Raw genomic sequence first — 25,483 nt, forward strand, 5'->3', positions numbered from 1 at the left:
ACAATACGCGCCCGCAAAAGGTAAAGCGTATTTACCCGCACTGAGTAATGGCTAGGCTAGTCGATGACGATGACAAAAAAACTGCATATTAAAACCTGGGGCTGTCAGATGAACGAATACGATTCATCCAAGATAGCCGACTTACTGGAAAGTACGCATGGTTACCAGTTGACCGATGTCGCGGAAGACGCCGACGTTTTGCTGCTGAACACCTGTTCGATCCGTGAAAAGGCGCAGGAAAAAGTCTTTCATCAGCTTGGCCGCTGGAAAAGCCTGAAAGACCTCAATCCTGAGCTCATCATCGGCGTCGGTGGTTGCGTAGCCTCTCAGGAAGGGGAGCATATCCGCGAACGCGCGCATTATGTCGACGTCATTTTCGGGCCGCAGACGCTGCATCGCCTGCCTGAAATGATCAACCATGTACAGGGCACCCATAGCCCGATAGTCGATATCAGTTTCCCGGAAATCGAGAAATTCGACCGGTTGCCAGAACCCCGAGCCGAAGGCCCGACGGCATTCGTCTCCATCATGGAAGGCTGCAACAAATACTGTACGTTCTGCGTCGTGCCTTATACCCGTGGTGAAGAGGTCAGCCGTCCTTGCGATGACATCCTGTATGAAATTGCACAGTTGGCGGAGCAAGGAGTACGCGAAGTCAACCTGCTCGGCCAGAACGTCAACGCCTACCGCGGCGAAACCTACGATGGGGAAATCTGCAGCTTTGCCGACCTGCTGCGACTGGTCGCCGCCATCGACGGCATCGACCGCATTCGCTTTACCACCAGCCATCCCATCGAATTCACCGACGATATCATCGGCGTGTACGAAGACACTCCAGAGTTGGTGAGCTTCCTGCATCTACCAGTGCAAAGCGGTTCCGATCGCGTGCTGACCATGATGAAACGCCGCCATACCGCGCTCGAATACAAGGCCATCATCCGCAAGTTGCGCAAGGTGCGGCCGGATATCCAAATCAGTTCGGATTTCATCGTCGGCTTCCCCGGCGAAACGCAGGAAGATTTCGAGCAGACCATGAAGTTGATTGCCGACGTCAATTTCGATATGAGTTTTAGCTTTATTTATTCGCCACGTCCCGGCACGCCTGCGGCGGACATGGTGGATGACGTTTGCGAAGAGGAAAAGAAACAACGTCTGTACATCCTGCAAGAACGTATCAGCCAGCAGGCGATGCAATACAGCCGCAGAATGCAGGGTACCGTGCAACGTATTCTGGTTGAAGGCCCGTCTCGCAAGAACGTGATGGAGCTTTCCGGTCGCACCGAAAACAACCGGGTAGTCAACTTCGAAGGTTCGCCGGATATGATTGGCAAATTCGTCGACGTGGAAATCGTCGATGTCTATCCCAACTCGCTGCGCGGCATTGTCGTGCGCACCGAAGACCAGATGGACTTGCGCGTGATCGAATCCCCCGCCGATGTGATGGCGCGAACCCGTAAAGAAAATGAAATCGGCGTTGGTATTTATCAACCGTAAGCGCCACAACGCAACGGTCGGGTCGTCCCGTCCGTTGCGCACTAAACACGCCCCAATATTCCACCCAGCCCCCCGTTATGCCGAATGTCACTTGCACCCTGCCGTATTCACGATAAATAATCAGCAATATCTCGTTATCCTGAACAGCAGGACGAAAGCGCTGTCACCGCACAGCCCCCATGTACCGGGTAGAAAACCAAGAGGATTAATTTGAACGTAACGATGAAAGAGCTTGCCCTCGAACCCGCAGACAATAAGCGTCTGCTCAGTCTGTGCGGCCCGTTTGATGACAATATCAAACAGTTGGAACGTCGCCTCGGTATCGAAATCAACCGGCGCGATAATCACTTCAAACTGGTAGGAAAAGATCTCTGTATTCAGGCTGCGGTAGATATCCTGAAAAATCTGTACGTTGATACCGCACCGGTGCACGGCGCCATTCCCGATATCGATCCGGAACACATCCACCTGGCCATCAAGGAATCGCGGGTACTGGAGCAAACTGCCGACAGCGTTCCCGAATACGGAAAAGCCGTCAATATCAAGACCAAACGCGGCATTATCAAACCCCGAACCCCTAATCAGGCGCAGTACATCGCCCATATTCTCGACCACGACATCACATTCGGCATCGGCCCGGCAGGAACCGGCAAAACCTATCTGGCGGTCGCCGCGGCAGTCGATGCGCTTGAACGTCAGGACATCCGCCGCATTCTGCTCACCCGCCCGGCGGTAGAAGCCGGTGAAAAACTGGGCTTCCTGCCCGGCGATCTAAGCCAGAAAGTTGATCCTTACCTGCGGCCGCTCTATGACGCGCTGTTTGAAATGCTGGGATTCGAGCGGGTTGAAAAACTGATCGAACGCAATGTGATTGAAGTCGCGCCGCTGGCTTACATGCGTGGACGCACGCTCAACGATGCGTTCATCATTCTGGATGAAAGCCAGAACACCACCATCGAGCAGATGAAAATGTTCCTGACCCGCATCGGTTTCAACTCGAAAGCAGTCATTACCGGCGACGTCACTCAGATCGACCTACCGCGCAACCAGAAATCCGGTTTGCGCCACGCCATAGAGGTGCTGTCGGACGTGGAAGAGATCAGTTTCAACTTCTTCCACAGCGAAGACGTGGTTCGTCATCCGGTTGTAGCAAGAATCGTCAATGCTTATGAAGCGTGGGAGACTGCCGACCAAAAGCGTCGTGATGCACTGGCGGAACAACGTAAACGCGATGCACAAACAGCCGCCGTTCAGGAGCAGAAATGAGCCAGGTTATCCTTGATTTGCAAATTGCCTGTGCGAACCAGGACGGTCTTCCGGCCGAAAGCACATTCCAGCGGTGGTTAGAGGCTGTTTTACCGCAGTTTCAGGAGGTGGCGGAAGTCACCGTTCGCCTGGTGGATGAAGAAGAGAGCCATCATCTCAACCTCACCTACCGGGGCAAAGACAAACCCACCAACGTGCTGTCGTTTCCATTTGAAGCGCCGCCGGAAGTCGAGCTGCCGTTGCTGGGCGACCTGATCATCTGCCGCCAGGTGGTAGAGCAGGAAGCGGCCGAGCAGGAAAAGACCACTGAGGAGCATTGGGCGCACATGGTTGTCCACGGCTGTCTGCATCTGCTAGGGTATGACCATATCAAAGACAGCGAAGCCGAAGAGATGGAAGCGCTGGAAACGGAAATTATGCAGGGTATGGGGTACGCGGATCCCTATCTGTCAGAAAAGGAAAATACCGACGACCGGCCCTGAGACATAACGTCAGATACACCATTGACGGCATACGCCAGCGGCGGTTCGGAATCGCAACCATTGTTCCGGCGCCGTGCTGGTTATCACTATCCAATAGCGAGACAAAAACTGATACGCCATGAGCGACGACCATTCATCAAACAGCGATAGCCCCAGTCCCAAAAAGGGATTCTTTTCTCTTGTTCTCAATCAGCTATTTCATAGCGAACCCAAAGATCGTGACGATCTTATCGGCCTGATACGTGATTCCGAACAGTTCGATCCGGAAATCCGCGACATGCTGGAAGGCGTCATGGATATCGCCGAACAGCGGGTGCGCGACATCATGATCCCCCGCTCGCAAATGATCACCCTCAAACATAATCAGACGCTGGAAGAGTGTCTGGACGTCATCATCGAGTCGGCGCATTCGCGTTTTCCGGTGATCAGCGAAGATAAGGATCATATTGAAGGCATCCTGATGGCCAAGGATCTGCTGCCGTTTATGCGCAGCGATTCCGAGCCTTTCAGTATGGACAAGGTGTTGCGCCCTGCTGTCGTGGTGCCGGAAAGCAAGCGGGTGGATCGTATGCTGAACGAATTCCGCTCCATGCGTTACCACATGGCGTTAGTGATTGATGAATTTGGCGGCGTATCCGGTCTGGTGACTATAGAGGATATTCTGGAGTTGATCGTGGGCGAGATTGAAGACGAGTACGATGATGAAGATGATCGCGATATCCGCCAGCTCAATCGACAAACCTATACCGTCCGCGCTCTGACGCCGATTGAAGATTTCAACGAAATTTTCGGCACGAATTTTAGCGATGAAGAAGTGGATACCATCGGCGGCCTGGTGATGCAGGCGTTCGGCCACCTGCCGGCCCGGGGGGAAACCATTGACATCGGTGGTTATCTGTTCAAAGTGGCCATGGCGGACAGTCGCCGTATCATTCAGGTTCACGTCAGGATCCCTGACGATATTTCACAACCGCAACTGGAAGACTGAGTCATTCATGACGAAAGCTGCATTATTGCAACGCCAGCGGGTTCGCCTCCTGCTGGCGCTTTTATCTGGAGCCTGCGGCACGCTGGCATTTTCTCCTTACGATTTTTGGCCCGCCGCTATCGTATCCCTGATCGGATTGCAGGGGCTTACGTTGGGCCGCAACGTGCGTCAGGCAGCACTGCTGGGATTCACCTGGGGATTTGGCCTGTTCGGCACCGGTATTCATTGGGTCTACTACAGCATCGCCGATTTTGGCGGTATGCCCGGCCCGGTCAATATCGGATTGGTGATTCTGCTGGCGCTGTATTTATCGCTCTATCCAATGCTGTTCGCTGCGACGTTGAACAAAGCTTGGCCTGAAGCAAACGTCTGGCGGCTGGTTATCGCCGCGCCGGTCGTCTGGCAGTTGACGGAATGGCTACGCGGCTGGGTACTGACTGGTTTTCCCTGGTTGCAATTCGGCTACAGCCAGATTGATGGCCCGCTGAAAGGTATCGCACCGGTAGCCGGCGTGGAAACCATCAATCTGCTGCTATTCGGCATCAGCGGGCTGTTGGTTCTGGCTATCGCGCAACGCAGTTGGAAACCATTGCTGGCCGCCGCCGCCATATTGTTGTTGCCGTGGCCGCTGCGTTCGGTGGAATGGTTCAAACTGCAACCAGACCGCGCGGTGAAGGTCGCACTGGTACAAGGCAATATCGCACAAGCATTGAAGTGGGATCCCAACGAGCTCCTGAATACGCTGAAAATCTATCTTGACGACAGTCTGCCCTATATGGGGAAAACACCGATTATCATCTGGCCTGAATCCGCCATACCGGACGTGGAAACGCGCGAACAAGAATATCTCCACCTGGTGGATAACGCCTTGCGCGAACGTCACAGCAGCCTGATTACCGGGATTGTCGATGCGCGTCGTACCGCAGATTCCGCCAATAGCCGCTTTTACAACAGCGTGATTGTGCTCGGCGATGCTCAGCCCTACCGTTATCCCACGGTTAACCGCTACAGCAAGCACCATCTGGTTCCATTTGGCGAATTCGTTCCGCTGGAAACATTGTTGCGGCCGCTGGCGCCCTTTTTCGATCTGCCGATGTCCTCGTTCAGCCGTGGAGATTATCTGCAACCTCAGCTGGTCGTTAATGGCTATCGGCTGACCGCGACCATCTGCTATGAAGTCATTCTGGGACAGCAGGTGCGCGATAACTTCCGCAGCGATACCGATATGCTGCTGACGGTGTCCAATGATGCCTGGTTCGGCAAATCCATCGGACCATGGCAGCATTTTCAAATGGCCCGGATGCGGGCGCTGGAATTGGGCCGTCCGCTATTACGCAGTACCAACAACGGTATTACTGCGGTGATCACGCCTGATGGCAATATCGCCGCCAGCCTGCCGCAGTTCGAACGTTCAGTGTTGGAAACAACAGTGGTGCCCGCTACCGGGCTGACGCCTTATGCACGCTTCGGCGCACTGCCACAGCAGCTCCTGGAATTATTGCTCGGCATCAGTGCAGTGGTATACCGTTTACGCCGCCGCTAAATCCTATTCACTATTCTCCGCTCGACCGCAAGGCATGTTGACACATGCCTTGTTTCATTTTTGGCATAAAATTTGCTAATACTAATCGTAAGCGACGCTATGAAGCGGTTGATATCGCGCTTTTCCGGGGCTGCTCACACTGGCCTCGCACAAAGTCGGAGCGCATGACGCACCAATTTTGTGCCTTGTGATTTTATTGCTGCCATTTGGTGCGGAACATCTCACAAAAAGCAAACATCACCGTTTCAATATATTTACAATCCGCTATTTTTTTATATGACAGCGTTTTATTTGCTCTTTGGCGGTGCATCGAGCGAACCTCTGTAAGATAAAAGCGCCATGAACAATGCCGCATCACGAGAACAGCAAAGGAGTTAGAACATGCAATTGCGTCAACTGGCACTGTCACTGCTGCTGGCAGGCATAGCAACCACTGTGGTTCATGCAGAAGAAAAACCGATCCCCACGTTGCAGAAAGTCAAAGATAGCGGTGTCATCGTTATCGGCCATCGCGAATCTTCCGTGCCATTCTCCTACTACGATAATCAGCAGAAAGTTGTCGGCTATTCACAGGATTATTCCGACAAGATTGTTGAAGCCGTCAAGAAGGCCGTCAACGCCCCCAATCTGCAGGTAAAACTGATCCCCATTACCTCTCAGAACCGGATTCCGCTATTGCAAAACGGTACCTTTGATCTGGAATGTGGCTCAACCACCAACAACTTGGAGCGTCAGCAACAGGTTGCCTTCTCCAATACCATTTTCGTCATCGGCACTCGTCTGTTGACAAAAAAAGGTTCTGATATCAAAGATTTCAGCGATCTAAACGGTAAAGCCGTAGTGGTCACATCCGGCACAACGTCGGAAATCTTGCTGAACAAGATGAATGAAGAGAAGAAAATGAATCTGCGCATCATCAGCGCCAAAGACCATGGTGATTCATTCCGCACGCTGGAAAGCGGTCGCGCCGTCGCCTTTATGATGGATGACGCGCTGCTGGCTGGCGAACGCGCCAAGGCCAAAAATCCGGATGAGTGGGTGATTGTCGGCACACCGCAGTCGCACGAAGCCTACGGTTGCATGCTGCGCAAGAACGATCCTGAGTTCAAGAAACTGGTGGACGACACCATCGCCCAGGCGCAAACCTCCGGCGAAGCGGTGAAATGGTATGAGCGCTGGTTCACCCAGCCCATTCCTCCTAAGAATCTCAACCTGAACTATGTACTGTCCGACGATATGAAGGCACTGTTCAAAGCACCTAACGATAAGGCGTTGTAACCGGATTAATAATGACTATAAAAGGCAGTCATTCTGCCTTCTGATTGCTGATTCGTGGCAAGACAGACAGGCGCAGGGTGGTCGTTCCCCACCCTGCGACCCTATAAGCCACTCATCAATCTTCAGGGTAGCGAACGCTACCCTTTTTTTACCGGAGTGTGTTATGTCAATAGATTGGAACTGGGGGATCTTCCTGCAATCCGCCCCTTTCGGAAACACGACCTACCTAGGATGGCTGATTTCCGGCCTGCAGGTCACTGTCGCTCTTTCCATATGCGCTTGGATCATCGCATTTCTGCTGGGTTCGCTACTGGGCATCATGCGTACCGTGCCGCATCGGTTGATTGCCGGTATCGGCACCTGTTACGTCGAACTGTTTCGCAATGTGCCGCTGATTGTTCAATTCTTTAGTTGGTATTTGGTGGTGCCCGAATTACTGCCAACCAAACTGGGAATGTGGTTCAAAGCTGAACTGGATCCCAATATCCAGTTCTTCGTTTCTTCCATGCTTTGCCTTGGTATGTTCACCGCAGCCCGCGTCTGCGAACAGGTACGAGCCGGTATCCAGTCGCTGCCGCGTGGCCAGAGAGCAGCCGGGCTCGCTCTGGGGCTGACGCTGCCACAAACCTATCGTCATGTACTGCTGCCTAATGCATATCGTGTCGTTATTCCTCCACTCACATCCGAGATGCTCAATCTGGTTAAAAACTCTGCGATCGCATCAACTATCGGGTTGATGGATATGGCGGCACAGGCAGGCAAACTACTGGACTATTCTGCACACGCCTATGAGTCCTTCTCGGCGATCACACTGGCCTATATCGGCGTTAACGCCATCATCATGCTGACCATGCAGATAGTGGAACGGAAAACCCGCCTGCCGGGGAATCTGGGGAGTAAATAATCATGTATCAATTCGACTGGAGTTCCATTCCGCCCAGTCTGCCTTATCTGATGCAAGGCATGGGCGTCACGCTCAAAATCACGCTGACCGCCGTGGTCATTGGGATTGTCTGGGGCACTATACTGGCCGTTATGCGCTTGTCACCGGTAAAACCGGTCAGTTGGTTTGCCAGAATTTATGTCAATTTATTCCGTTCCATCCCATTGGTGATGGTGCTGCTGTGGTTTTATCTTATCGTTCCAAGCTTCTTACAAAACGTGCTTGGGCTTTCCCCGAAAACAGATATCCGCTTGGTATCGGCTATGGTAGCCTTCTCGCTGTTTGAGGCGGCCTATTATTCTGAAATTATCCGCGCCGGCATTCAGAGTATCTCCCGAGGTCAGGCGTCCGCCGCGCTCGCGCTAGGCATGACGCATTGGCAATCGATGCAACTGGTCATCCTGCCTCAGGCGTTCCGCGCGATGATCCCGCTATTATTAACGCAGGGTATTGTGCTGTTTCAGGATACTTCGCTGGTGTATGTGCTCAGTCTCGCTGACTTCTTCCGGACGGCATCGACGATTGGTGAACGCGACGGCACGCAGGTAGAAATGATCCTGTTTGCCGGTGCGGTTTATTTCGTTATCAGCATCTCTGCCTCTATGCTGGTTAATTATTTAAAAAGAAGGACGGTTTGATGATTTTCCTGAGAAACGTTTCTAAATGGTATGGTCAATTTCAGGTACTGACTAACTGCTCCACCGAAGTGCAGAAAGGTGAAGTCGTGGTAGTTTGCGGACCGTCGGGCTCTGGAAAATCGACGCTGATCAAAACCGTGAACGGCCTGGAACCTATTCAGCAGGGAGAAATCGAGGTCAACGGCATCCTTGTCAACGACAAGCGCACCAATCTGGCCCAATTACGATCCAGAGTCGGTATGGTGTTCCAACATTTCGAGCTGTTTCCCCACCTCTCCATCGTCGATAACCTGACGCTGGCGCAGGTCAAGGTGTTGAAACGTGAAAAAGACGCAGCTCGGGAAAAGGGGCTTAAACTGCTTGATCGCGTTGGATTATCAGCCCACGCCAACAAATTCCCCGGCCAGTTGTCCGGTGGACAGCAACAGCGTGTAGCGATTGCCCGTGCACTCTGTATGGATCCGGTTGCGATGTTATTCGACGAACCAACCTCCGCACTCGACCCGGAAATGATCAACGAAGTGCTGGACGTGATGGTCGAACTGGCGCAGGAGGGGATGACCATGATGGTCGTCACCCACGAAATGGGATTTGCCCGCAAAGTAGCACATCGAGTTATCTTTATGGATGAAGGGAAAATCATTGAAGATACCCGCAAAGAAGAGTTCTTCAGCAATCCTCAGTCCGATCGCGCTAAGGATTTTCTCGCCAAGATCCTGCACTGATATCCGCCCATCGTGGCGAAACAAACCTGGCGGCATAGTCCGCCAGCCAACATTTGAATATCAATCAGCAACACAGAGCGTGGGACGCTAACCGACTAACCGACGCTCTCTCCTGGTATCGCTCACCCCAACATTTAAATGGACGGCAGCATCAGGGCCCAAATGGCTTACGCTGGAACTGATCATGACCGCATTTCGGACAACGCGGCAAAATCTCCGGCGTATAGAACGTCAAATGATGATGGCACTGTTCGCACACCAGATTGCCCAACCCCACAACTTCCCCACTATGGTATACGCCGTGGTGAGTGACATCCTTGAACATTTCGCGCCACTCAAGCTGGGTCTTATCCGTAATATCCGCCAGCTCCTGCCACAGACTTTCACGAATCACACGCATGAACACACTGCCGGAAAACTCCTCACGATTCTCCTCATAGCTGCGGGCAAACTCCTCCAAATCCCGTTGCACCGCCTGCATCACCTGTTCGATTTCCTTTTGCGTCAGCGCGTTGCTCTCATGCAATGTCTGACGGGCATTGCGCACCAGTGTATCCATATCGTGTTCGCCACGACGCAACCACTCGGTAACGGTCGACATCAGTTCCTGATAATAACGTGCGACTTTGCTCATAAGGACTCCTCAGCGGCTCACCGCAGCATTGTCGGCACCTACGCCGAACAGATCTGACCAGCGGATCCTAGGACTATCGCCGGACGCTATGTTTTTTATTTTAGACGATTTTTCCACCATCGCCGCGATACGCCTCCCAATCCGGAAATCCATCAGCAACCCCGGGCATTCAGGCAGAAATCGACGGGAGAGCACCGCAATCGGTTGTTGAGCCAGTCGCTTATCAGCTATGCTATGCGGATCTTTTGATATGCAACAGAACATGCTACTGGCGTAGCTATTTTTCACTATAGGACCACTGGCTGCCATGCAAGAGCAATACCGTCCAGAAGATATCGAAGCGCACGTCCAGCTTCACTGGCAAGAAAAACAAACTTTTAAAGTGACCGAAGAACCCGGCAAGGAAAAATACTATTGCCTTTCCATGCTGCCTTATCCTTCTGGCCGCCTTCATATGGGACACGTCCGCAACTACACCATCGGCGACGTGATCTCCCGCTATCAGCGCATGTTGGGCAAAAACGTACTTCAACCCATCGGCTGGGATGCTTTCGGCCTACCGGCCGAAGGCGCCGCAGTGAAAAACAATACGGCGCCGGCCCCTTGGACCTATGCCAACATCGAATACATGAAAAACCAGTTGAAAGTGCTGGGTTTCGGCTATGACTGGGATCGCGAAGTCACCACCTGTCGCCCGGAATACTATCGCTGGGAACAGTGGTTCTTTACCAAGCTGTATGAAAAAGGTCTGGTCTACAAAAAAACCTCGGCGGTGAACTGGTGCCCGAACGATCAGACCGTGCTGGCCAACGAACAGGTTATCGACGGCTGCTGTTGGCGTTGCGACACCAAGGTCGAGCGCAAAGAAATTCCGCAGTGGTTCGTTAAAATTACCGCTTATGCGGAAGAACTGCTTAACGATCTGGATACGCTGGAAAGCTGGCCTGAACAAGTTAAGACCATGCAGCGCAACTGGATTGGGCGTTCTGAAGGCGTAGAAATCACGTTTGATGTTGCAGACAGTACCGACACATTGACCGTGTATACCACTCGTCCGGATACCTTTATCGGCGCCACCTATGTTGCCGTCGCCGCTGCGCATCCGCTGGCATTGGGCGCTGCCGCCAATAATCCCGCATTGAGTGCGTTTGTCGATGAGTGCCGTAACACCAAGGTTGCCGAAGCTGACATGGCCACCATGGAGAAAAAAGGCATCGCGACGGGCCTGTTTGTGGTGCATCCACTGACAGGTGAAAAACTCCCGGTATGGGCCGCCAACTTCGTCCTGATGGATTACGGCACCGGTGCCGTAATGGCTGTTCCAGGCCACGACCAACGCGACTGGGAATTCGCCACTAAATACAATTTGCCGATCAAACCGGTCATTCTGAACGCCGATGGCAGTGAGCCGGATCTTTCCGCTCAGGCCATGACGGAGAAAGGGCAACTGTTCAACTCCGGCGAATTCAGTGGGTTGGATCACGCTGCAGGCTTCAACGCGATTGCCGATAAGCTGGTATCACTCGGGGTTGGTGCGCGTAAAGTGAACTACCGCCTGCGCGACTGGGGCGTATCTCGTCAACGTTATTGGGGTGCGCCGATCCCGATGGTAACGCTGGAAGACGGCACCGTTATGCCGACGCCGGAAGATCAGTTACCGGTAGTGCTACCGGAGGATGTGGTGATGAACGGCATCACTAGTCCGATCAAGGCTGATCCGCAATGGGCGAAAACCACGGTGAACGGCCAGGCGGCGCTGCGCGAAACCGATACCTTCGATACCTTTATGGAATCGTCCTGGTACTACGCTCGTTACACCTGCCCACAGTACGATCAGGGCATGCTGGATCCCGCCGCCGCCAATTACTGGCTGCCGGTCGATCAGTATGTAGGCGGTATCGAACATGCGATTATGCACCTGATGTACTTCCGCTTTTTCCACAAGCTGATGCGCGATGCAGGTCTGGTCAACTCCAATGAACCGGCCAAACGCCTGCTCTGTCAGGGAATGGTTCTGGCGGATGCTTTCTTCTATACGGGAGACAACGGCGAACGTATTTGGGTATCGCCGGTCGACGTTACCGTAGAACGGGACGACAAGGGCCGTATCGTCAAGGCGTTTGATCAGGAAGGCCGTGAGCTGGTTTATGCCGGCATGAGCAAAATGTCGAAATCGAAAAACAACGGTATCGACCCTCAGGTCATGGTGGAAAAATACGGCGCGGATACCGTTCGTCTGTTCATGATGTTTGCTTCACCGGCGGAAATGACGCTGGAATGGCAAGAATCCGGCGTCGAAGGTGCCAACCGTTTCTTGAAGCGTGTCTGGAAGCAGGTTTACGACCATACCGCCAAGGGTTCGACCCAGCCGCTGAATATCGCCGAACTGACTGACGATCAGAAAGCGTTGCGCCGCGATCTGCACAAAACCATCGCCAAAGTGACTGACGATATCGGACGTCGCCAGACGTTCAACACCGCTATCGCCGCCATCATGGAATTGATGAACAAACTGGCCAAAGCACCACAGGAATCCGTTCAGGATCGCGCGCTGACGCAGGAAACTTTGCTGGCTGTTGTTCGTATGCTTTACCCCTTTACGCCGCACGTCAGCTTCACACTGTGGCATGAATTGCAGGGAGAAGGCGACATCGATCGCGCGCCCTGGCCGGTGGCGGACGAACAGGCGATGGTCGAAGACTCGCGTCTGGTGGTCGTGCAGGTTAACGGTAAGGTTCGCGGCAAAATTACTGTGGCGGCGGATGCTACCGAACAACAGGTGCGCGACCGTGCGGCGCAGGAACCGCTGGTTGCCAAATATCTGGACGGCGTCACCGTGCGCAAGGTGATCTTCGTTCCGGGCAAACTGCTTAACCTGGTTGTGGGTTAACGCCAAGGAGGCTATGTGCGAAACCCTCTTTTGACGCTGTTACTGGGGCTGGCGGTGTTGATCACCGCCGGATGCGGTTTTCATCTGCGCGGCACCACCCAGGTGCCGCCGCAGTTGCAAACGCTGATTCTGGATAGCGGCGACCCGAACGGCCCAATAACACGGGCTATTCGTGAACAACTCCGCCTCAACAATGTCACCATTGAGGAAGACAGCAGACGGCAGGATATTCCGTCGCTACGGTATATGGGAGAAACGCTCACTCGTAATGCGGTGTCCGTTTTCCAGGACGGCAAAGCGGCTGAATACCAGTTTATCCTTGAGTTGAAAATGCAGGTGCTAATGCCGGGCGATGACATTTACCCCATCAACGTCACGATTTTCCGCACCTTCTTTGACAACCCGCTGGCCGCGCTGGCTAAAGATGCAGAGCAGGATATCGTGATTCAAGAAATGCGCGATCAGGCTGCCCAGCAGTTGGTTCGCAAACTCTCTTCCATCAAGGGAAGGCAGGATGCGAAACTCGTGAAGAAATCGACGGCAGCCGCCCCCAAAGCGCCATGATTCGTCTCTATCCTGAGCAACTTGCCGCGCAGCTCCGTGAGGGGTTGCGCGGTTGTTATTTGTTGTGCGGTAACGAACCGCTGCTGTTGCAGGAAAGCCAGGATCAGATCCGGGCTACCGCCCGACAACAGGAGTTTCTGGAGCATTTCAGTTTTGTGTTGGATAACGCTACCGACTGGGATGCTGTCTTTTCCACCTGCCAGGCGCTCAGCTTATTTGCTTCACGTCAGACGCTGCTGTTGAATCTCCCCGATGCAGGCCCGACAGCGGCCATGAGCGAGCAATTGATCAAGCTTGCCGGTCTGCTACACCCGGATATTCTGTTGATAATCCGAGGCAATAAGCTCTCCAAAGCCCAGGAAAATAGCGCCTGGTTCAAGACACTCGCTGAACAGGGCGTTTACGTCCCCTGTTTGTCTCCCGAACAGGAACACCTCCCCCGCTGGGTCGCGCAGCGAGCCAAAACCATGAAGCTGGAACTGGATGACGCGGCCGGTCAGCTCATCTGCTATTGCTACGAAGGCAACCTGCTGGCGTTGGTGCAGGCGCTGGAGCGGCTGGCGCTGCTTTATCCGGATGGAAAACTGACGCTGCCTCGCGTGGAACAGGCGGTAAACGATGCCGCCCACTTTACACCGTTCCATTGGGTCGATGCGCTGCTGGCAGGGAAAAGCAAACGCACCTGGCACATTCTTAACCAACTGCGATTAGAAGACGGCGAACCGGTTATTCTGCTGCGCACCGTGCAGCGCGAACTGTTGCTGCTGCTACAGTTGAAAAGACAGATGGCAACCGTGCCGCTGCGCACGCTGTTTGACCGACACAAGGTATGGCAGAACCGCCGGAACCTGATCACTCAAGCGTTACAGCGTCTGTCGCTCCAGCAATTACAGCAAGCAGTGACGTTGTTGGCACAGTTGGAAGTCACGCTGAAACAGAACTATGGTCAGCCGGTGTGGGCAGAACTGGAAACGCTGACGATGGTGCTTTGCGGCAAAGCGCTGCCCGATAGCCTGCTCGAGGTGTAATGAGTTGTCGATCCCCCATTCTTCAGAGCCGATGCTCGCCTATTTCGGCGGCACGTTTGATCCCATTCATTACGGGCATTTGCGCCCGGTAACAGCGCTCGCCCAGGAGATTGGGCTGCATCACATCGTATTATTGCCGAACAATGTTCCCCCCCACCGGGAACAGCCGGAAGCCAGCCCGGCACAAAGAAAACGGATGGCCGAACTGGCCGTGCAAGATAATCCGTTATTTCGGGTGGATGACCGCGAGCTACATCGCACCCTACCTTCCTATACCATCGACACGCTGGAAATGCTGCGGGCAGAAAAAGGATGGCGGGTACCACTGGCGTTTATTATCGGGCAAGACTCACTGCTCACACTCCATCGCTGGCATCGCTGGCAGGATCTGCTGAATTGCTGTCATTTACTGGTCTGTGCCCGGCCGGGCTATCGCCAGCAAATGGACACCCCCGAGTTGGAACACTGGCTGGCCGATCACCTCTGCGCTGATGTTTCCCGGCTGCACCAGCAGAGCAACGGACTGATTTATCTGGCCAACACGCCGTTGTTGCCGATTTCGGCCACCGAAATCCGCCGGCGGCGCCAGCAGGGGATCGACTGCCGGGATCTGCTGCCCACAGCCGTACTGAATTATATTGACACACACCGTCTTTACCGATAGCGACGGCTTTGTACCACTCATTATCAGTGCATGGTATACTCCGCCGCTGGTTTCAGGCGCCAGGCAAACGGCACAGCCGTCACGACATACGGCCCTGATTACCGTCAGCCAACCGGTTTTAACCGGTCTATTCAGCAGCACCCAAGGGGGGAACCTTTGCAAGGCCAAGCACTCCAAGACTTCGTGATTGATAAAATTGACGATTTAAAAGGTCAGGATATCGTCGCTCTCGACGTAAAGGGCAAATCCAGTATCACTGACTGTATGATTATCTGCACCGGAACATCCAGCCGCCATGTGATGTCGATCGCCGACTACGTCGTGCAGGAATCGCGCGCCGCCGGGCTGATTCCACTCGGTGTGGAAGGCGCAAACGACGCCGATTGGGTTGTGGTCGATTTGGGTGATGTGATCGTCCATGTCATGCAGGAAGACAGCCGCCACCTGTATGAGCTGGAAAAACTCTGGGGCTGACATGAAACTGCAACTGGTTGCTGTCGGCACCAGAATGCCTGACTGGGTACAGACCGGTTTTACCGATTATCTGCGTCGTTTCCCCAAAGATATGCCGTTGGAGCTGGTAGAAGTTCCGGCGGGAAAACGGGGAAAGAACGCCGACATCAAGCGAATACTGGAACGTGAAGGCGAGCAAATGCTGGCAGCCGTGGGCAAGGGGAATCGTATCGTGACGCTGGATATTCCCGGTACGCCTTGGGAAACGCCGCAGCTGGCAACCCAACTGGAACGCTGGAAACAGGATGGTCGGGATGTCAGTCTGCTGATTGGCGGCCCCGAAGGTCTTGCACCACAGTGCAAAGCTGCGGCGGAACAGAGCTGGTCTCTATCGCCGTTGACATTGCCGCATCCGCTGGTGAGGGTTCTGGTGGCGGAAAGCTTGTACCGCGCTTGGAGCATTACCACAAATCATCCTTACCACCGGGAGTAAGGCGATACGATGAATCACGTGAAGTAACAATCGCTGGATGAACATAGAACGTAAACCTTTTCGTGACTATACGGCTGAGGCTGCGCTATTTGTGCGTCGGGCACTGGTGGCATTCCTCGGCATTCTGTTGCTTTCCGGCATCCTGGTCGCCAATCTCTACCATCTGCAGATATTACGTTTTGACGATTACCGTACCCGTTCGAATGAAAACCGCATCAAACTGGTGCCGATCGCGCCCAGCCGCGGCATTATCTACGATCGCAACGGTATGCCGCTGGCGCTCAACCGCACCATCTATCAACTGGAACTGATCCCGGAAAAAGTCAACAACCTGGAAGCCACACTGCAGGAACTGAAACCCATTCTTGATCTTACCGATGAAGATCTGGACAATTTTAGAAAAGAACGCAAACGTTCCCGCCGCTTCACCTCGATTCCCATCAAGACCGGTCTGACCGAAGTGGAAGTCGCCCGATTTGCCGTTAATCAATACCGGTTTCCCGGTATTGAGGTAAAAGGCTATCAACGGCGTTATTACCCCTATGGTTCCGCGCTGACCCACGTCATCGGCTATGTATCGAAAATCAACGATAAAGATCTCGAACGGCTGGACAAGGACGATAAACTTGCCGACTACGCCGCCACCCATGATATCGGCAAACTGGGTATCGAGCGTTATTACGAAGACATTCTGCACGGCAAGCCCGGTTATGAAGAGGTTGAAGTCAACAACCGTGGCCGCGTTATTCGCCAGTTGCACGAACAACCCCCGCAGGCGGGCAAAGACATTTATCTGACGTTGGATCTCAACCTCCAACTCTACATTGAAAAATTGCTTGAAGGCAGCCGAGCCGCTGTCGTGGTAGCAGATCCTCGCGATGCCAGCATTTTGGCGATGGTCTCGATGCCAAGCTATGACCCTAACCCCTTCGTGGACGGTATTTCCGGCAAAGATTACCGCGCATTACTCAACGATGCGAACCGACCACTGATCAACCGCACGACACAAGGGATTTATCCGCCCGCATCCACGGTAAAACCCTATATCGCCGTTTCCGCGCTGAGCGCCGGCGTTATCACGCCCTATACCTCGTTATTTGATCCCGGTTGGTGGCAATTGCCCGGTTCGGAAAAACGGTTCCGCGACTGGAAAAAATGGGGGCATGGGCGCCTTAACCTGACCAAAGCGCTGGAGGAGTCCGCTGATACCTACTTTTATCAGGTGGCTTACGATATGGGTATCGACCGGCTGTCGGAGTGGATGAGCAAGTTCGGCTATGGCCAATCGACAGGTATTGATTTGTCTGAAGAGCGTACCGGTATTATGCCGACCCGCGACTGGAAAATGCGGCGTTATAAAAAACCCTGGTATCAGGGAGATACTATCCCCGTCGGCATTGGCCAAGGTTACTGGACCGCCACCCCCATTCAGATGTTGAAAGCGCTTACTACGCTTATTAACGACGGCCAGGTAAAAACGCCCCATTTAATGAGCGGGATACAGGAGAATGGCACCATGGTGCCCTATCGCCAGCCAGAGCATCGCCAAATTGGCGATATTCGCTCCGGCTACTGGGAGATCGTAAAAGATGGAATGTACGGCGTCGCCAACCGCCAAAACGGAACCGCCCACAAATTCTTTGCCGATGCACCCTATAAAATTGCGGCCAAATCAGGCACGGCACAAGTATTCGGCCTGAAGGAAAACGAAACCTATAACGCCAACCGGATCGCGGAACGCCTGCGAGACCACAAACTGATGACCGCTTTCGCACCGTACAACAACCCGAAAGTGGCTATGTCGATCATTCTGGAAAACGGCGGCGCCGGGCCGGCGGTAGGGACGATTGTCCGCCAGATACTCGACCATATTATGTTGGGTGACAACAATACTAACCTGCCGGATGCGCCACCGTCGCCGCCGGGTAGTGAAACAGAGTAGAGATCGCCATGACAGACAGCCAACAAAAAAAGTCTATCTGGACCAAAATCCACATCGACCTGCCGCTACTCCTCTGTGTTCTGGCGCTGCTGGGCTACAGCGTATTCGTGATGTGGAGCGCCAGCGGTCAGGACGTCGGGATGATGGAACGCAAGGTTATCCAGTGCCTGCTGGGGCTGGTGGTGATGATCGGCATGGCTCAGATTCCCCCCAGAGTCTACGAGGGCTGGGCGCCATACCTGTATGTGGTGTGTATTGTTCTGTTGATGATGGTGGATATCTTCGGCCAGATCAGTAAAGGCGCCCAACGCTGGTTGGATCTGGGCATACTGCGCTTCCAGCCGTCGGAAATCGCCAAGATTGCGGTCCCCTTGATGGTTGCGCGCTACATCAACCGCGATATGTGTCCGCCTTCGTTGAAGAATACCGCCATTGCACTGGCGATGACGTTCGTTCCTACCCTGCTGGTGGCTGCGCAGCCGGATCTGGGTACGGCGGTGCTGATTTGCGCCTCCGGCCTGTTTGTGCTGTTCCTGGCGGGAATGAGCTGGCGGCTGATTATCATCGCCGCCCTGTTGTTGGCCGCATTCATCCCGATCCTTTGGTTCTTCCTGATGCACGATTACCAGCGCAATCGAGTGATCATGCTACTTGACCCTGAAACCGATCCGCTCGGTGCCGGTTATCACATCATTCAGTCCAAAATTGCCATCGGTTCCGGTGGGCTATCAGGTAAGGGGTGGTTACAGGGCACTCAATCGCAGCTGGAATTTCTGCCGGAACGCCACACCGATTTCATCTTCGCCGTGCTAGCCGAAGAGCTGGGGCTCATCGGCGTTTTGATCCTGTTGGCACTGTATCTGTTTCTGATCATGCGCGGCCTGGTGATCGCCGCCAACGCCCAGACATCGTTTGGGCGCGTTATGGTGGGCGGCCTGATGTTGATCTTTTTCGTCTATGTTTTCGTTAACATCGGTATGGTCAGTGGTATTCTGCCGGTGGTTGGGGTGCCGCTGCCGTTGGTCAGCTACGGGGGATCGGCGCTGGTTGTGCTGATGGCGGGGTTCGGTATCGTGATGTCGATACATACGCACCGCAAAATGTTATCCAAAAATCTATAGAGGTGGGCAATGCGTAAGGATTGGCTTTGGATGGGGGCGCTCAGCCTGGTACTGGCAGGTTGTACGTCGACAGATCAACAATCGCAAACGCCGGCGTCCCAGGCGGCTTACAGCGGTCCGGTCGAAGAAATTCCCGGCGTCGAACCCCGTTACGAACCCTATAATCCGGCCAGCCTGCAGGATTACACCGTTAACGACAAAAAATATCGCATTGTAAAAAACCCGGAAAATTTCAGTGAAGCGGGATTTGCCTCCTGGCAGAACCGTGGCTCAGCTGGCACGCGCACCGCCATTGGCGAAGAGTTCAATCCCAATGCCTTTGCCGCTGCCCACCCTACGCTCCCTATTCCCAGTTATGTCCGAGTGACCAACCTGAGCAATGGGCGCCGTCTGGTGGTGCGTGTTAACGATCGCGGGCCTTATACTCCGGGCCGCATCATCGATTTGACCAGGGCGGCGGCCGATCGACTCAACCTTTCCAACAACACTAAAGTCAAAGTCGATTTCATCAGCGTGGCGCCTGATGGCACATTGTCCGGCCCCGGTACTGTAGGCACTCGCGTTGCCCGCCAGAGTTTTGCGTTGCCGTCGCGCCCGGATCTGGGTACCAGTAGTTTGGGAACACCGACGCTTTCCACCACTACGCCGGAAGCCGCCGTCCGTCCGATAAGTAACACCACGCTGACGCCTACCGCCCAAAACAGCACATCCGTCGATACAAGTGCGATTCCGTCGTCAGAGAACATTCCGGTATCTGTCAGCGGCAGTCGTGGCGGTGGTTTTCTGAAATCCCCGCAACCGTTGCGCAGCGGGGTACTGGAAGGATCCGAGTCCGCCCCAGCGGTGAGTCCTGCCGTCGCCGCAGCGTCGGTTTCCAGCGCAGCACCTATAGCAACCGCGCCACGCTCTGGGGCATCAAGCGCGCCAGTCTCGGCGGGTAGCGGCAATTTTGTCGTACAGGTGGGCGCACTCAGCGATCAACAACGGGCGCAAACCTGGCTGAATAGCCTGCGCGAACGTTTCCGCGTTCCGGGCAAAGCGACGTTCAACAACGGACTGTACCGCATCCAGCTTGGCCCTTTCCCGAGCCGTCAACAGGCCGTTGAACTGCAACAACGGCTATCGACCGAAGCACAACAACCCTCTTTTGTTACTGTGGCGTCAAGTGCCCAGTAGATAGTCAGCCTGCGAAGAGGGATAACCTCCCTCTTTCAGATGAACCGGAAATAACGGCGTCACTAATGAATAATGGCAAAATCACGTAACGTATTGTCTGGTGCCGCCCCGATTTTCATCTGCTATAGTGTGGCTCGTTTTTTCACTTATACCCATGGATGTTGTTGTTCCAATCATGAATAGAGTAATCACGTCTCGCTTTACTAAACGTATTGTGCTCGGCACACTGCTCGTCCTCGGCGTATCTGCGTTTTCCCATGCCGAAGACATTAATCTGAAAACCATGATTCCCGCCGTTCCGGATATTGATGCCGAAGCGTACATCCTGATTGATTACAACTCGGGTAAAGTCCTGGCCGAAAAAAATGCCGATGTGCGCCGCAATCCGGCCAGCCTGACCAAGATGATGACCAGCTATGTCATCGGCCAGGCCATTAAAGCAGGGAAGATCAACCCGAATGACATCGTGACCATCGGTAAAGACGCCTGGGCCACCGGCAACCCTGACTTTCAGGGTTCTTCGCTGATGTTTCTTAAACCCGGTGATCGCGTTCCGGTTCATATGCTAAACAAAGGCATCATTCTCCAGTCCGGTAATGACGCCTGCGTCGCCATGGCTGACTATGTCGCCGGCAGTCAGGATGCGTTCATCAGTTTGATGAACGGTTACGTTAAATCGTTGGGATTGCAGAATACGCAGTTCAAAACCGTACACGGTCTTGATGCGGAAGGCCAATATAGCTCGGCGCGCGACATGGCGCTGATCGGCCAGGCATTAATTCGCGATGTACCGAACGAATATGCCACTTATAAAGAAAAAGAGTTCACGTTCAATAATATCCGTCAGATGAACCGGAATGGTTTGCTGTGGGATTCCAGCCTGAGCGTTGATGGCATCAAAACCGGTCACACCGCTTCCGCCGGTTATAACCTAGTCGCTTCAGCAACCGAAGGCCAGATGCGTCTTATTTCCGCTGTGTTGGGCGGCCGTACTTTCAAGGGGCGTGAGTCGGAAAGCAAAAAACTGCTGACATGGGGTTTCCGTTTCTTCGAAACGGTAGCACCGTTGAAAGCAGACAAAGAATTCGCGTCTGAACCCGTCTGGTTCGGGAATGCCGACAGAGTCTCGCTGGGAGTGGAAAAAGATGCTTACATCACTATTCCTCGCGGACGCATGAAAGACCTGAAGGCCAGTTATGTACTCAATAATACCGAGCTGCATGCTCCGCTGGCCAAGAATCAGGTAGTGGGCACGATCAATTTCCAACTGGATGGCAAAGTTATCGAACAACGACCGCTGGTCGTGATGAACGATGTCAAGGAAGGCGGGATCTTTGGTCGTCTGTTTGACTATATCAAGCTGATGTTCCACCGTTGGTTCAGTTGATTCTTATTGAATTCAGGGCAACCGCCCCCATGTTGCTCATTTCAGGATCGTGCTGATTTCAGCCATACTTGATACTCCCGCTACGGCGGGAGTAATAATTTTTGCATTTCCGTATTAATGAATGACTCTGGAGCCACCATGAAAACCAAACTCAACGAATTGCTCGAATTCCCATGCTCGTTTACCTACAAAGTTATGGGGCTGGCAAAACCGGAACTGGTTGATCTGGTGGTGGAAGTCGTACAGCGTCACGCGCCGGGCGATTACACGCCGCAGGTGAAACCCAGTTCTAAGGGTAATTACCATTCCGTTTCCATTACCATTACCGCAACGCATATCGAGCAAGTCGAGACGTTGTACGAAGAGTTGGGAAAAATTGAGATTGTCCGCGTCGTGCTGTGATGCCCCGTTGCCAGACCTGGACGACAAGGGAAAACGCTACCCGCTCCCCTGTCGCACCGTTATAATGGCGCCCATTCTTCCTTAACCTGAAGATGACACTCTTGCAACAGGACACGATCATTGTACGTCAGCTCGGCGTACAGCCTTACGAGCCGGTCTCTCTGGCAATGCATCACTTCACCGAATTACGTAACGACAGCAGCCAGGATGAAATCTGGCTGGTGCAGCATCATCCCGTCTTCACTCAAGGACAGGCCGGAAAAGCCGAACATGTCCTGATGCCCGGCGATATTCCGGTAATCCAGAGTGATCGCGGCGGACAGGTTACTTACCATGGCCCAGGGCAGCAGGTGATGTACGTACTCGTCGACATTAAACGCCGTAAAACCGGCGTTCGCTCATTGGTAACGGCTATTGAGAACACCGTCATCAATACGCTCGCACACGTTGGTGTCGATGCTTATGCCCGGCCCGATGCCCCCGGCGTCTATGTAAATGAGAGCAAGATCTGCTCTCTGGGACTACGTATTCGTCATGGTTGCTCATTTCATGGCCTTGCATTGAACATCGATATGGATCTGTCCCCATTCCTGCGCATCAATCCTTGTGGTTACGCCGGTATGGCAATGACCCAACTCAGCACGCTGGTACCAGGAGCCCGCCCGGAGGACATTGCGCCAATCATGGTTAGGGCATTTATGCAAATGCTGGGTTATCGTCACAGTGAATGGCTTGACTGGAAGTGGGAACAACAAGGCGAACCGTTGCCGCGTTCCCAATGATATAGAGCTATAAATTACATTTTATTTACATTTCCACCGCATTTCGCCGTTATCAAGCTGCTCGGTGCGAGCAAAGATGATATAATTTGGTGAGTTTTTAAAAAAAAGTTTAATCAATCCCGCAATCTCATGATTTTGAAATAGATTTATGAGTGCGAATTAAACCTGGAACGACGCAAACATGAGTAAACCGATTCAGATCGAACGTGGCGTTAAGTACCGCGACGCCGATAAAATGGCATTGATCCCGGTACGTACCGTTGCCACCGAGCGTCAGGAACTGCTGCGTAAACCGGAATGGATGAAAATCAAACTCCCGGCCGACTCCAGCCGAATCAAAGGCATTAAGGACGCGATGCGTCGCAATGGCCTTCACTCTGTTTGCGAAGAAGCGTCCTGCCCCAATCTGGCCGAATGTTTTAACCATGGAACGGCAACCTTTATGATCCTTGGCGCCATCTGTACTCGTCGTTGCCCTTTCTGCGACGTTGCCCATGGACGTCCAATCACGCCAGATGCTAATGAACCGGAAAAACTGGCGCAAACCATTCACGACATGGGGCTGCGCTATGTTGTCGTCACCTCGGTCGATCGCGATGACTTGCGCGATGGTGGCGCGCAGCATTTTGCTGACTGCATTAGCGCTATCCGCCGTAAAAATCCCGTCATCAAGATAGAAACTCTGGTACCAGACTTCCGCGGCCGGATGGATCGCGCACTGGATATTCTCACGGCAACGCCACCTGATGTTTTCAACCACAATCTGGAAAATGTTCCTCGTCTCTACCGGCAGGTGCGCCCAGGTGCCGATTATGCATGGTCGCTCAAGCTGTTGGAGAAATTCAAGGAAGCGCATCCAGACATTCCTACCAAGTCAGGCTTGATGGTCGGGTTGGGGGAAACCAATGATGAAATTCTGGACGTCATGCGCGATCTACGCCGTCATGGCGTCACAATGTTGACGCTGGGCCAATACCTACAGCCAAGCCGTCATCATCTACCGGTTAAACGCTACGTTAGCCCGGAGGAATTCGATTCAATGAAAGCCGAAGCATTGGCGATGGGCTTTACACATGCAGCATGCGGTCCGTTTGTTCGTTCGTCTTACCATGCCGATCTGCAAGCAAAAGGCGTCGAAGTAAAATAATAACGCCCCAGGAAACGAAATATTTTTTTACCAAAATAGCAGATACAACAAAAAGCGGGTGACAAAGTCACCCGCTTTCAATTCGGCAATACGCAGAGTGCGTTATTACTCTTTGTGGCGGTTGTCGCTAATAGAAGAAGTATGCTCTTCCTGCTTGGCAGCAGGTTGCTCTTCATTCATGGCCTTTTTGAAACCTTTGATCGCTGCGCCAAGGTCGCCACCCAGTGAGCGGAGTTTATTGGTTCCAAATAACAGAACAACCAATACCGCTACAACCAAAAGTTTGGTAACACTAATTTCCATAACTATCTACCTGATGATGTGAGCCGGGAAAGCCAGCGCGCTTTACATAACTCTGTTTTAAACGATCCGCCAGATAAGACAATGATTATCTGTAACAGAATAAGACAACACACTATCAATCGCTACTTTTATCGCCAGAACGCTCCGACCTTTTCTATCGTAATACAGACAACTGAAAGTGATTGTGACTTAAAACAGGGAACTGGCGTCTTGTGTCCGAATACATTTCACCGATCGGTCAAGGATAGCGTCACTTTCAAATTTGAAAGCTTTAACTCCGAGTAAAGCAAGCTGATACATTCTGCAAAACCATACAAACTACCCAAACCACTATGAGACAGGTAAAATTCTGCCGTCAATAACGGAGATGACATTCCTCCATAACCGCCTTCTGGCTGATGATGTCTACGAACCTCTCGCAAGGGCGTAGCATCACGCCTTTCTGAGACTCGCCTAACCTACTGTTGAATAAAAGGTGACTATGTACAGTACGTTACTTGCCGTTTTTCTTGGTGGTGGTATTGGGAGCCTATTCCGCTGGCAGTTGAGTGTGCGTTTCAATAGCGTGTTTCCACAGATGCCAGCAGGCACGCTGATAGCAAATCTTACCGGTGCATTCGTCATCGGGGCCGCCATGAGTGTGTTTATACGCCAGCCAGACCTCAGTCCTCACTGGAAGTTATTTATTACCACTGGCTTTTGTGGAGGATTAACCACATTTTCAACTTTTTCGTTTGAAGTCGTAGCGTTATTACAAAATGGGGAATGGGTGGCGGCATTACTAAACCTGCTACTTAATCTGGCAGGCTCGTTACTCATGACCGCACTCGCTTTCGCATTGGTAGGCTGGCTGACTTCACATTGAAATCAGCCAAATAAAAACCCGCCACTAGGCGGGTTTTTCAGGAAATCGGTATTTAATTAAATAGCGATAACGTTAGCAGCGGAAGGACCTTTAGCACCGTTGGTGATTTCAAACTCTACGCGCTGACCTTCAGCCAGGGTTTTGAAACCAGTGCTCTGGATAGCAGAGAAGTGTACGAATACATCTTTGCTACCATCTTCCGGAGTAATGAAACCGAATCCTTTGGACTCATTAAACCACTTAACGCTACCTTTAATCTTAGACATCAAAATTAC

26 protein-coding genes and 1 riboswitch are annotated in these 25,483 nt (G+C 53.0%); of the genes, 23 read left to right on the plus strand and 3 right to left on the minus strand.

All coding sequences use genetic code 11. From position 1 onward, the window contains the following. The first annotated feature begins 69 nt into the window (after window positions 1-69). The 9 genes from miaB to HEP82_RS05985 all read left to right on the plus strand — a co-directional run bounded on the left by miaB (window position 70) and on the right by HEP82_RS05985 (window position 9,357). Window positions 70-1,494 (plus strand): tRNA (N6-isopentenyl adenosine(37)-C2)-methylthiotransferase MiaB, encoded by a 1,425-nt coding sequence (gene miaB / locus HEP82_RS05945; RefSeq protein ID WP_192457333.1) that lies wholly within the window; start codon window positions 70-72, stop codon window positions 1,492-1,494. Window positions 1,495-1,716: 222 nt separating this feature from the next. Beyond that, window positions 1,717-2,760 (plus strand): PhoH family protein, encoded by a 1,044-nt coding sequence (locus HEP82_RS05950; RefSeq protein WP_225622345.1) that lies wholly within the window; start codon window positions 1,717-1,719, stop codon window positions 2,758-2,760. Beyond that, window positions 2,757-3,242: an rRNA maturation RNase YbeY gene (ybeY, locus tag HEP82_RS05955; protein WP_192457241.1), complete on the plus strand. Its 486-nt coding sequence runs from the start codon at window positions 2,757-2,759 to the stop codon at window positions 3,240-3,242. The genes HEP82_RS05950 and ybeY overlap by 4 nt, the downstream gene beginning before the upstream one ends. Before the next feature lie 118 nt (window positions 3,243-3,360). Further along, window positions 3,361-4,230, plus strand: coding sequence for a CNNM family magnesium/cobalt transport protein CorC (corC, locus tag HEP82_RS05960; protein ID WP_012764727.1), 870 nt, complete (start codon window positions 3,361-3,363; stop codon window positions 4,228-4,230). Window positions 4,231-4,237: 7 nt separating this feature from the next. Further along, on the plus strand, window positions 4,238-5,773 hold the full coding sequence (gene lnt, locus HEP82_RS05965) for an apolipoprotein N-acyltransferase (RefSeq protein ID WP_192457242.1): 1,536 nt from the start codon (window positions 4,238-4,240) through the stop codon (window positions 5,771-5,773). A 381-nt stretch (window positions 5,774-6,154) separates the two neighbouring features. Next, window positions 6,155-7,051 carry a glutamate/aspartate ABC transporter substrate-binding protein gene (locus tag HEP82_RS05970; RefSeq protein ID WP_192457243.1) on the plus strand — a complete coding sequence of 299 codons (897 nt, stop codon included), beginning with the start codon at window positions 6,155-6,157 and terminating at the stop codon, window positions 7,049-7,051. Between the two features lie 163 nt (window positions 7,052-7,214). Further along, complete coding sequence (locus HEP82_RS05975) at window positions 7,215-7,955, plus strand: amino acid ABC transporter permease (RefSeq protein WP_192457244.1); 741 nt, start codon at window positions 7,215-7,217, stop codon at window positions 7,953-7,955. A gap of 2 nt (window positions 7,956-7,957) precedes the next feature. Further along, the gene (gene gltK, locus HEP82_RS05980) at window positions 7,958-8,632 is read left to right on the plus strand and encodes a glutamate/aspartate ABC transporter permease GltK (RefSeq protein ID WP_192457245.1); all 675 of its coding nucleotides are present in this window, start codon (window positions 7,958-7,960) and stop codon (window positions 8,630-8,632) included. Continuing rightward, entirely contained in the window at window positions 8,632-9,357 is a 726-nt protein-coding gene (locus tag HEP82_RS05985) for an amino acid ABC transporter ATP-binding protein (protein ID WP_192457246.1), read from the plus strand. The genes gltK and HEP82_RS05985 overlap by 1 nt, the downstream gene beginning before the upstream one ends. Window positions 9,358-9,508: 151 nt before the next feature. Here the strand turns inward: HEP82_RS05985 and HEP82_RS05990 are convergent, their stop codons facing one another. Further along, the gene (locus tag HEP82_RS05990) at window positions 9,509-9,991 is read right to left on the minus strand and encodes a zinc ribbon-containing protein (RefSeq protein ID WP_012764721.1); all 483 of its coding nucleotides are present in this window, start codon (window positions 9,989-9,991) and stop codon (window positions 9,509-9,511) included. A 307-nt stretch (window positions 9,992-10,298) separates the two neighbouring features. On the opposite strand from HEP82_RS05990, the gene leuS reads away from it, so the two are divergent. The 13 genes from leuS to lipA all read left to right on the plus strand — a co-directional run bounded on the left by leuS (window position 10,299) and on the right by lipA (window position 24,040). Next, complete coding sequence (gene leuS / locus HEP82_RS05995; RefSeq protein WP_192457247.1) at window positions 10,299-12,881, plus strand: leucine--tRNA ligase; 2,583 nt, start codon at window positions 10,299-10,301, stop codon at window positions 12,879-12,881. 15 nt (window positions 12,882-12,896) lie between these two features. Further along, complete coding sequence (gene lptE, locus HEP82_RS06000) at window positions 12,897-13,445, plus strand: LPS assembly lipoprotein LptE (RefSeq protein WP_192457248.1); 549 nt, start codon at window positions 12,897-12,899, stop codon at window positions 13,443-13,445. After that, window positions 13,442-14,473 carry a DNA polymerase III subunit delta gene (gene holA / locus HEP82_RS06005; protein WP_192457249.1) on the plus strand — a complete coding sequence of 344 codons (1,032 nt, stop codon included), beginning with the start codon at window positions 13,442-13,444 and terminating at the stop codon, window positions 14,471-14,473. The genes lptE and holA overlap by 4 nt, the downstream gene beginning before the upstream one ends. 31 nt (window positions 14,474-14,504) lie before the next feature. After that, window positions 14,505-15,137 carry a nicotinate-nucleotide adenylyltransferase gene (nadD, locus tag HEP82_RS06010; RefSeq protein WP_192457334.1) on the plus strand — a complete coding sequence of 211 codons (633 nt, stop codon included), beginning with the start codon at window positions 14,505-14,507 and terminating at the stop codon, window positions 15,135-15,137. 156 nt (window positions 15,138-15,293) lie between these two features. Beyond that, window positions 15,294-15,611, plus strand: coding sequence for a ribosome silencing factor (rsfS, locus tag HEP82_RS06015; protein WP_192457250.1), 318 nt, complete (start codon window positions 15,294-15,296; stop codon window positions 15,609-15,611). A gap of 1 nt (window position 15,612) precedes the next feature. Then, window positions 15,613-16,083, plus strand: a complete 471-nt coding sequence (gene rlmH / locus HEP82_RS06020) for a 23S rRNA (pseudouridine(1915)-N(3))-methyltransferase RlmH (protein WP_012764715.1) — start codon at window positions 15,613-15,615, stop codon at window positions 16,081-16,083. 37 nt (window positions 16,084-16,120) lie between these two features. Next, window positions 16,121-18,025: a peptidoglycan DD-transpeptidase MrdA gene (gene mrdA / locus HEP82_RS06025; protein WP_192457251.1), complete on the plus strand. Its 1,905-nt coding sequence runs from the start codon at window positions 16,121-16,123 to the stop codon at window positions 18,023-18,025. A gap of 8 nt (window positions 18,026-18,033) precedes the next feature. Continuing rightward, window positions 18,034-19,146 carry a peptidoglycan glycosyltransferase MrdB gene (gene mrdB / locus HEP82_RS06030; protein ID WP_012764713.1) on the plus strand — a complete coding sequence of 371 codons (1,113 nt, stop codon included), beginning with the start codon at window positions 18,034-18,036 and terminating at the stop codon, window positions 19,144-19,146. A gap of 9 nt (window positions 19,147-19,155) precedes the next feature. Further along, complete coding sequence (rlpA, locus tag HEP82_RS06035; RefSeq protein WP_192457252.1) at window positions 19,156-20,322, plus strand: endolytic peptidoglycan transglycosylase RlpA; 1,167 nt, start codon at window positions 19,156-19,158, stop codon at window positions 20,320-20,322. Window positions 20,323-20,497: 175 nt separating this feature from the next. Next, window positions 20,498-21,709: a D-alanyl-D-alanine carboxypeptidase DacA gene (dacA, locus tag HEP82_RS06040; RefSeq protein ID WP_012764711.1), complete on the plus strand. Its 1,212-nt coding sequence runs from the start codon at window positions 20,498-20,500 to the stop codon at window positions 21,707-21,709. A 138-nt stretch (window positions 21,710-21,847) separates the two neighbouring features. Beyond that, window positions 21,848-22,111, plus strand: a complete 264-nt coding sequence (gene ybeD / locus HEP82_RS06045) for a DUF493 family protein YbeD (RefSeq protein ID WP_012764710.1) — start codon at window positions 21,848-21,850, stop codon at window positions 22,109-22,111. A 92-nt stretch (window positions 22,112-22,203) separates the two neighbouring features. Then, the gene (gene lipB, locus HEP82_RS06050) at window positions 22,204-22,893 is read left to right on the plus strand and encodes a lipoyl(octanoyl) transferase LipB (protein WP_192457253.1); all 690 of its coding nucleotides are present in this window, start codon (window positions 22,204-22,206) and stop codon (window positions 22,891-22,893) included. Between the two features lie 181 nt (window positions 22,894-23,074). Beyond that, window positions 23,075-24,040 (plus strand): lipoyl synthase, encoded by a 966-nt coding sequence (gene lipA, locus HEP82_RS06055; RefSeq protein ID WP_192457254.1) that lies wholly within the window; start codon window positions 23,075-23,077, stop codon window positions 24,038-24,040. Between the two features lie 105 nt (window positions 24,041-24,145). On the opposite strand, the gene tatE is transcribed toward lipA, so the two are convergent. Then, window positions 24,146-24,343 carry a twin-arginine translocase subunit TatE gene (gene tatE / locus HEP82_RS06060; protein WP_012764707.1) on the minus strand — a complete coding sequence of 66 codons (198 nt, stop codon included), beginning with the start codon at window positions 24,341-24,343 and terminating at the stop codon, window positions 24,146-24,148. 354 nt (window positions 24,344-24,697) lie between these two features. Continuing rightward, window positions 24,698-24,758: riboswitch (Fluoride riboswitch) on the plus strand. Between the two features lie 66 nt (window positions 24,759-24,824). Between tatE and crcB the strand changes: the two genes are divergently transcribed. After that, complete coding sequence (crcB, locus tag HEP82_RS06065; protein ID WP_192457255.1) at window positions 24,825-25,208, plus strand: fluoride efflux transporter CrcB; 384 nt, start codon at window positions 24,825-24,827, stop codon at window positions 25,206-25,208. Between the two features lie 56 nt (window positions 25,209-25,264). Here crcB and cspE read toward each other — a convergent pair whose 3' ends face one another. After that, on the minus strand, window positions 25,265-25,474 hold the full coding sequence (cspE, locus tag HEP82_RS06070; protein ID WP_012764705.1) for a transcription antiterminator/RNA stability regulator CspE: 210 nt from the start codon (window positions 25,472-25,474) through the stop codon (window positions 25,265-25,267). Between the last annotated feature and the right edge of the window lie 9 nt (window positions 25,475-25,483).

It is taken from the genome of Musicola keenii (assembly GCF_014855505.1).
In the GTDB taxonomy this organism is placed as follows: domain Bacteria; phylum Pseudomonadota; class Gammaproteobacteria; order Enterobacterales; family Enterobacteriaceae; genus Musicola; species Musicola paradisiaca.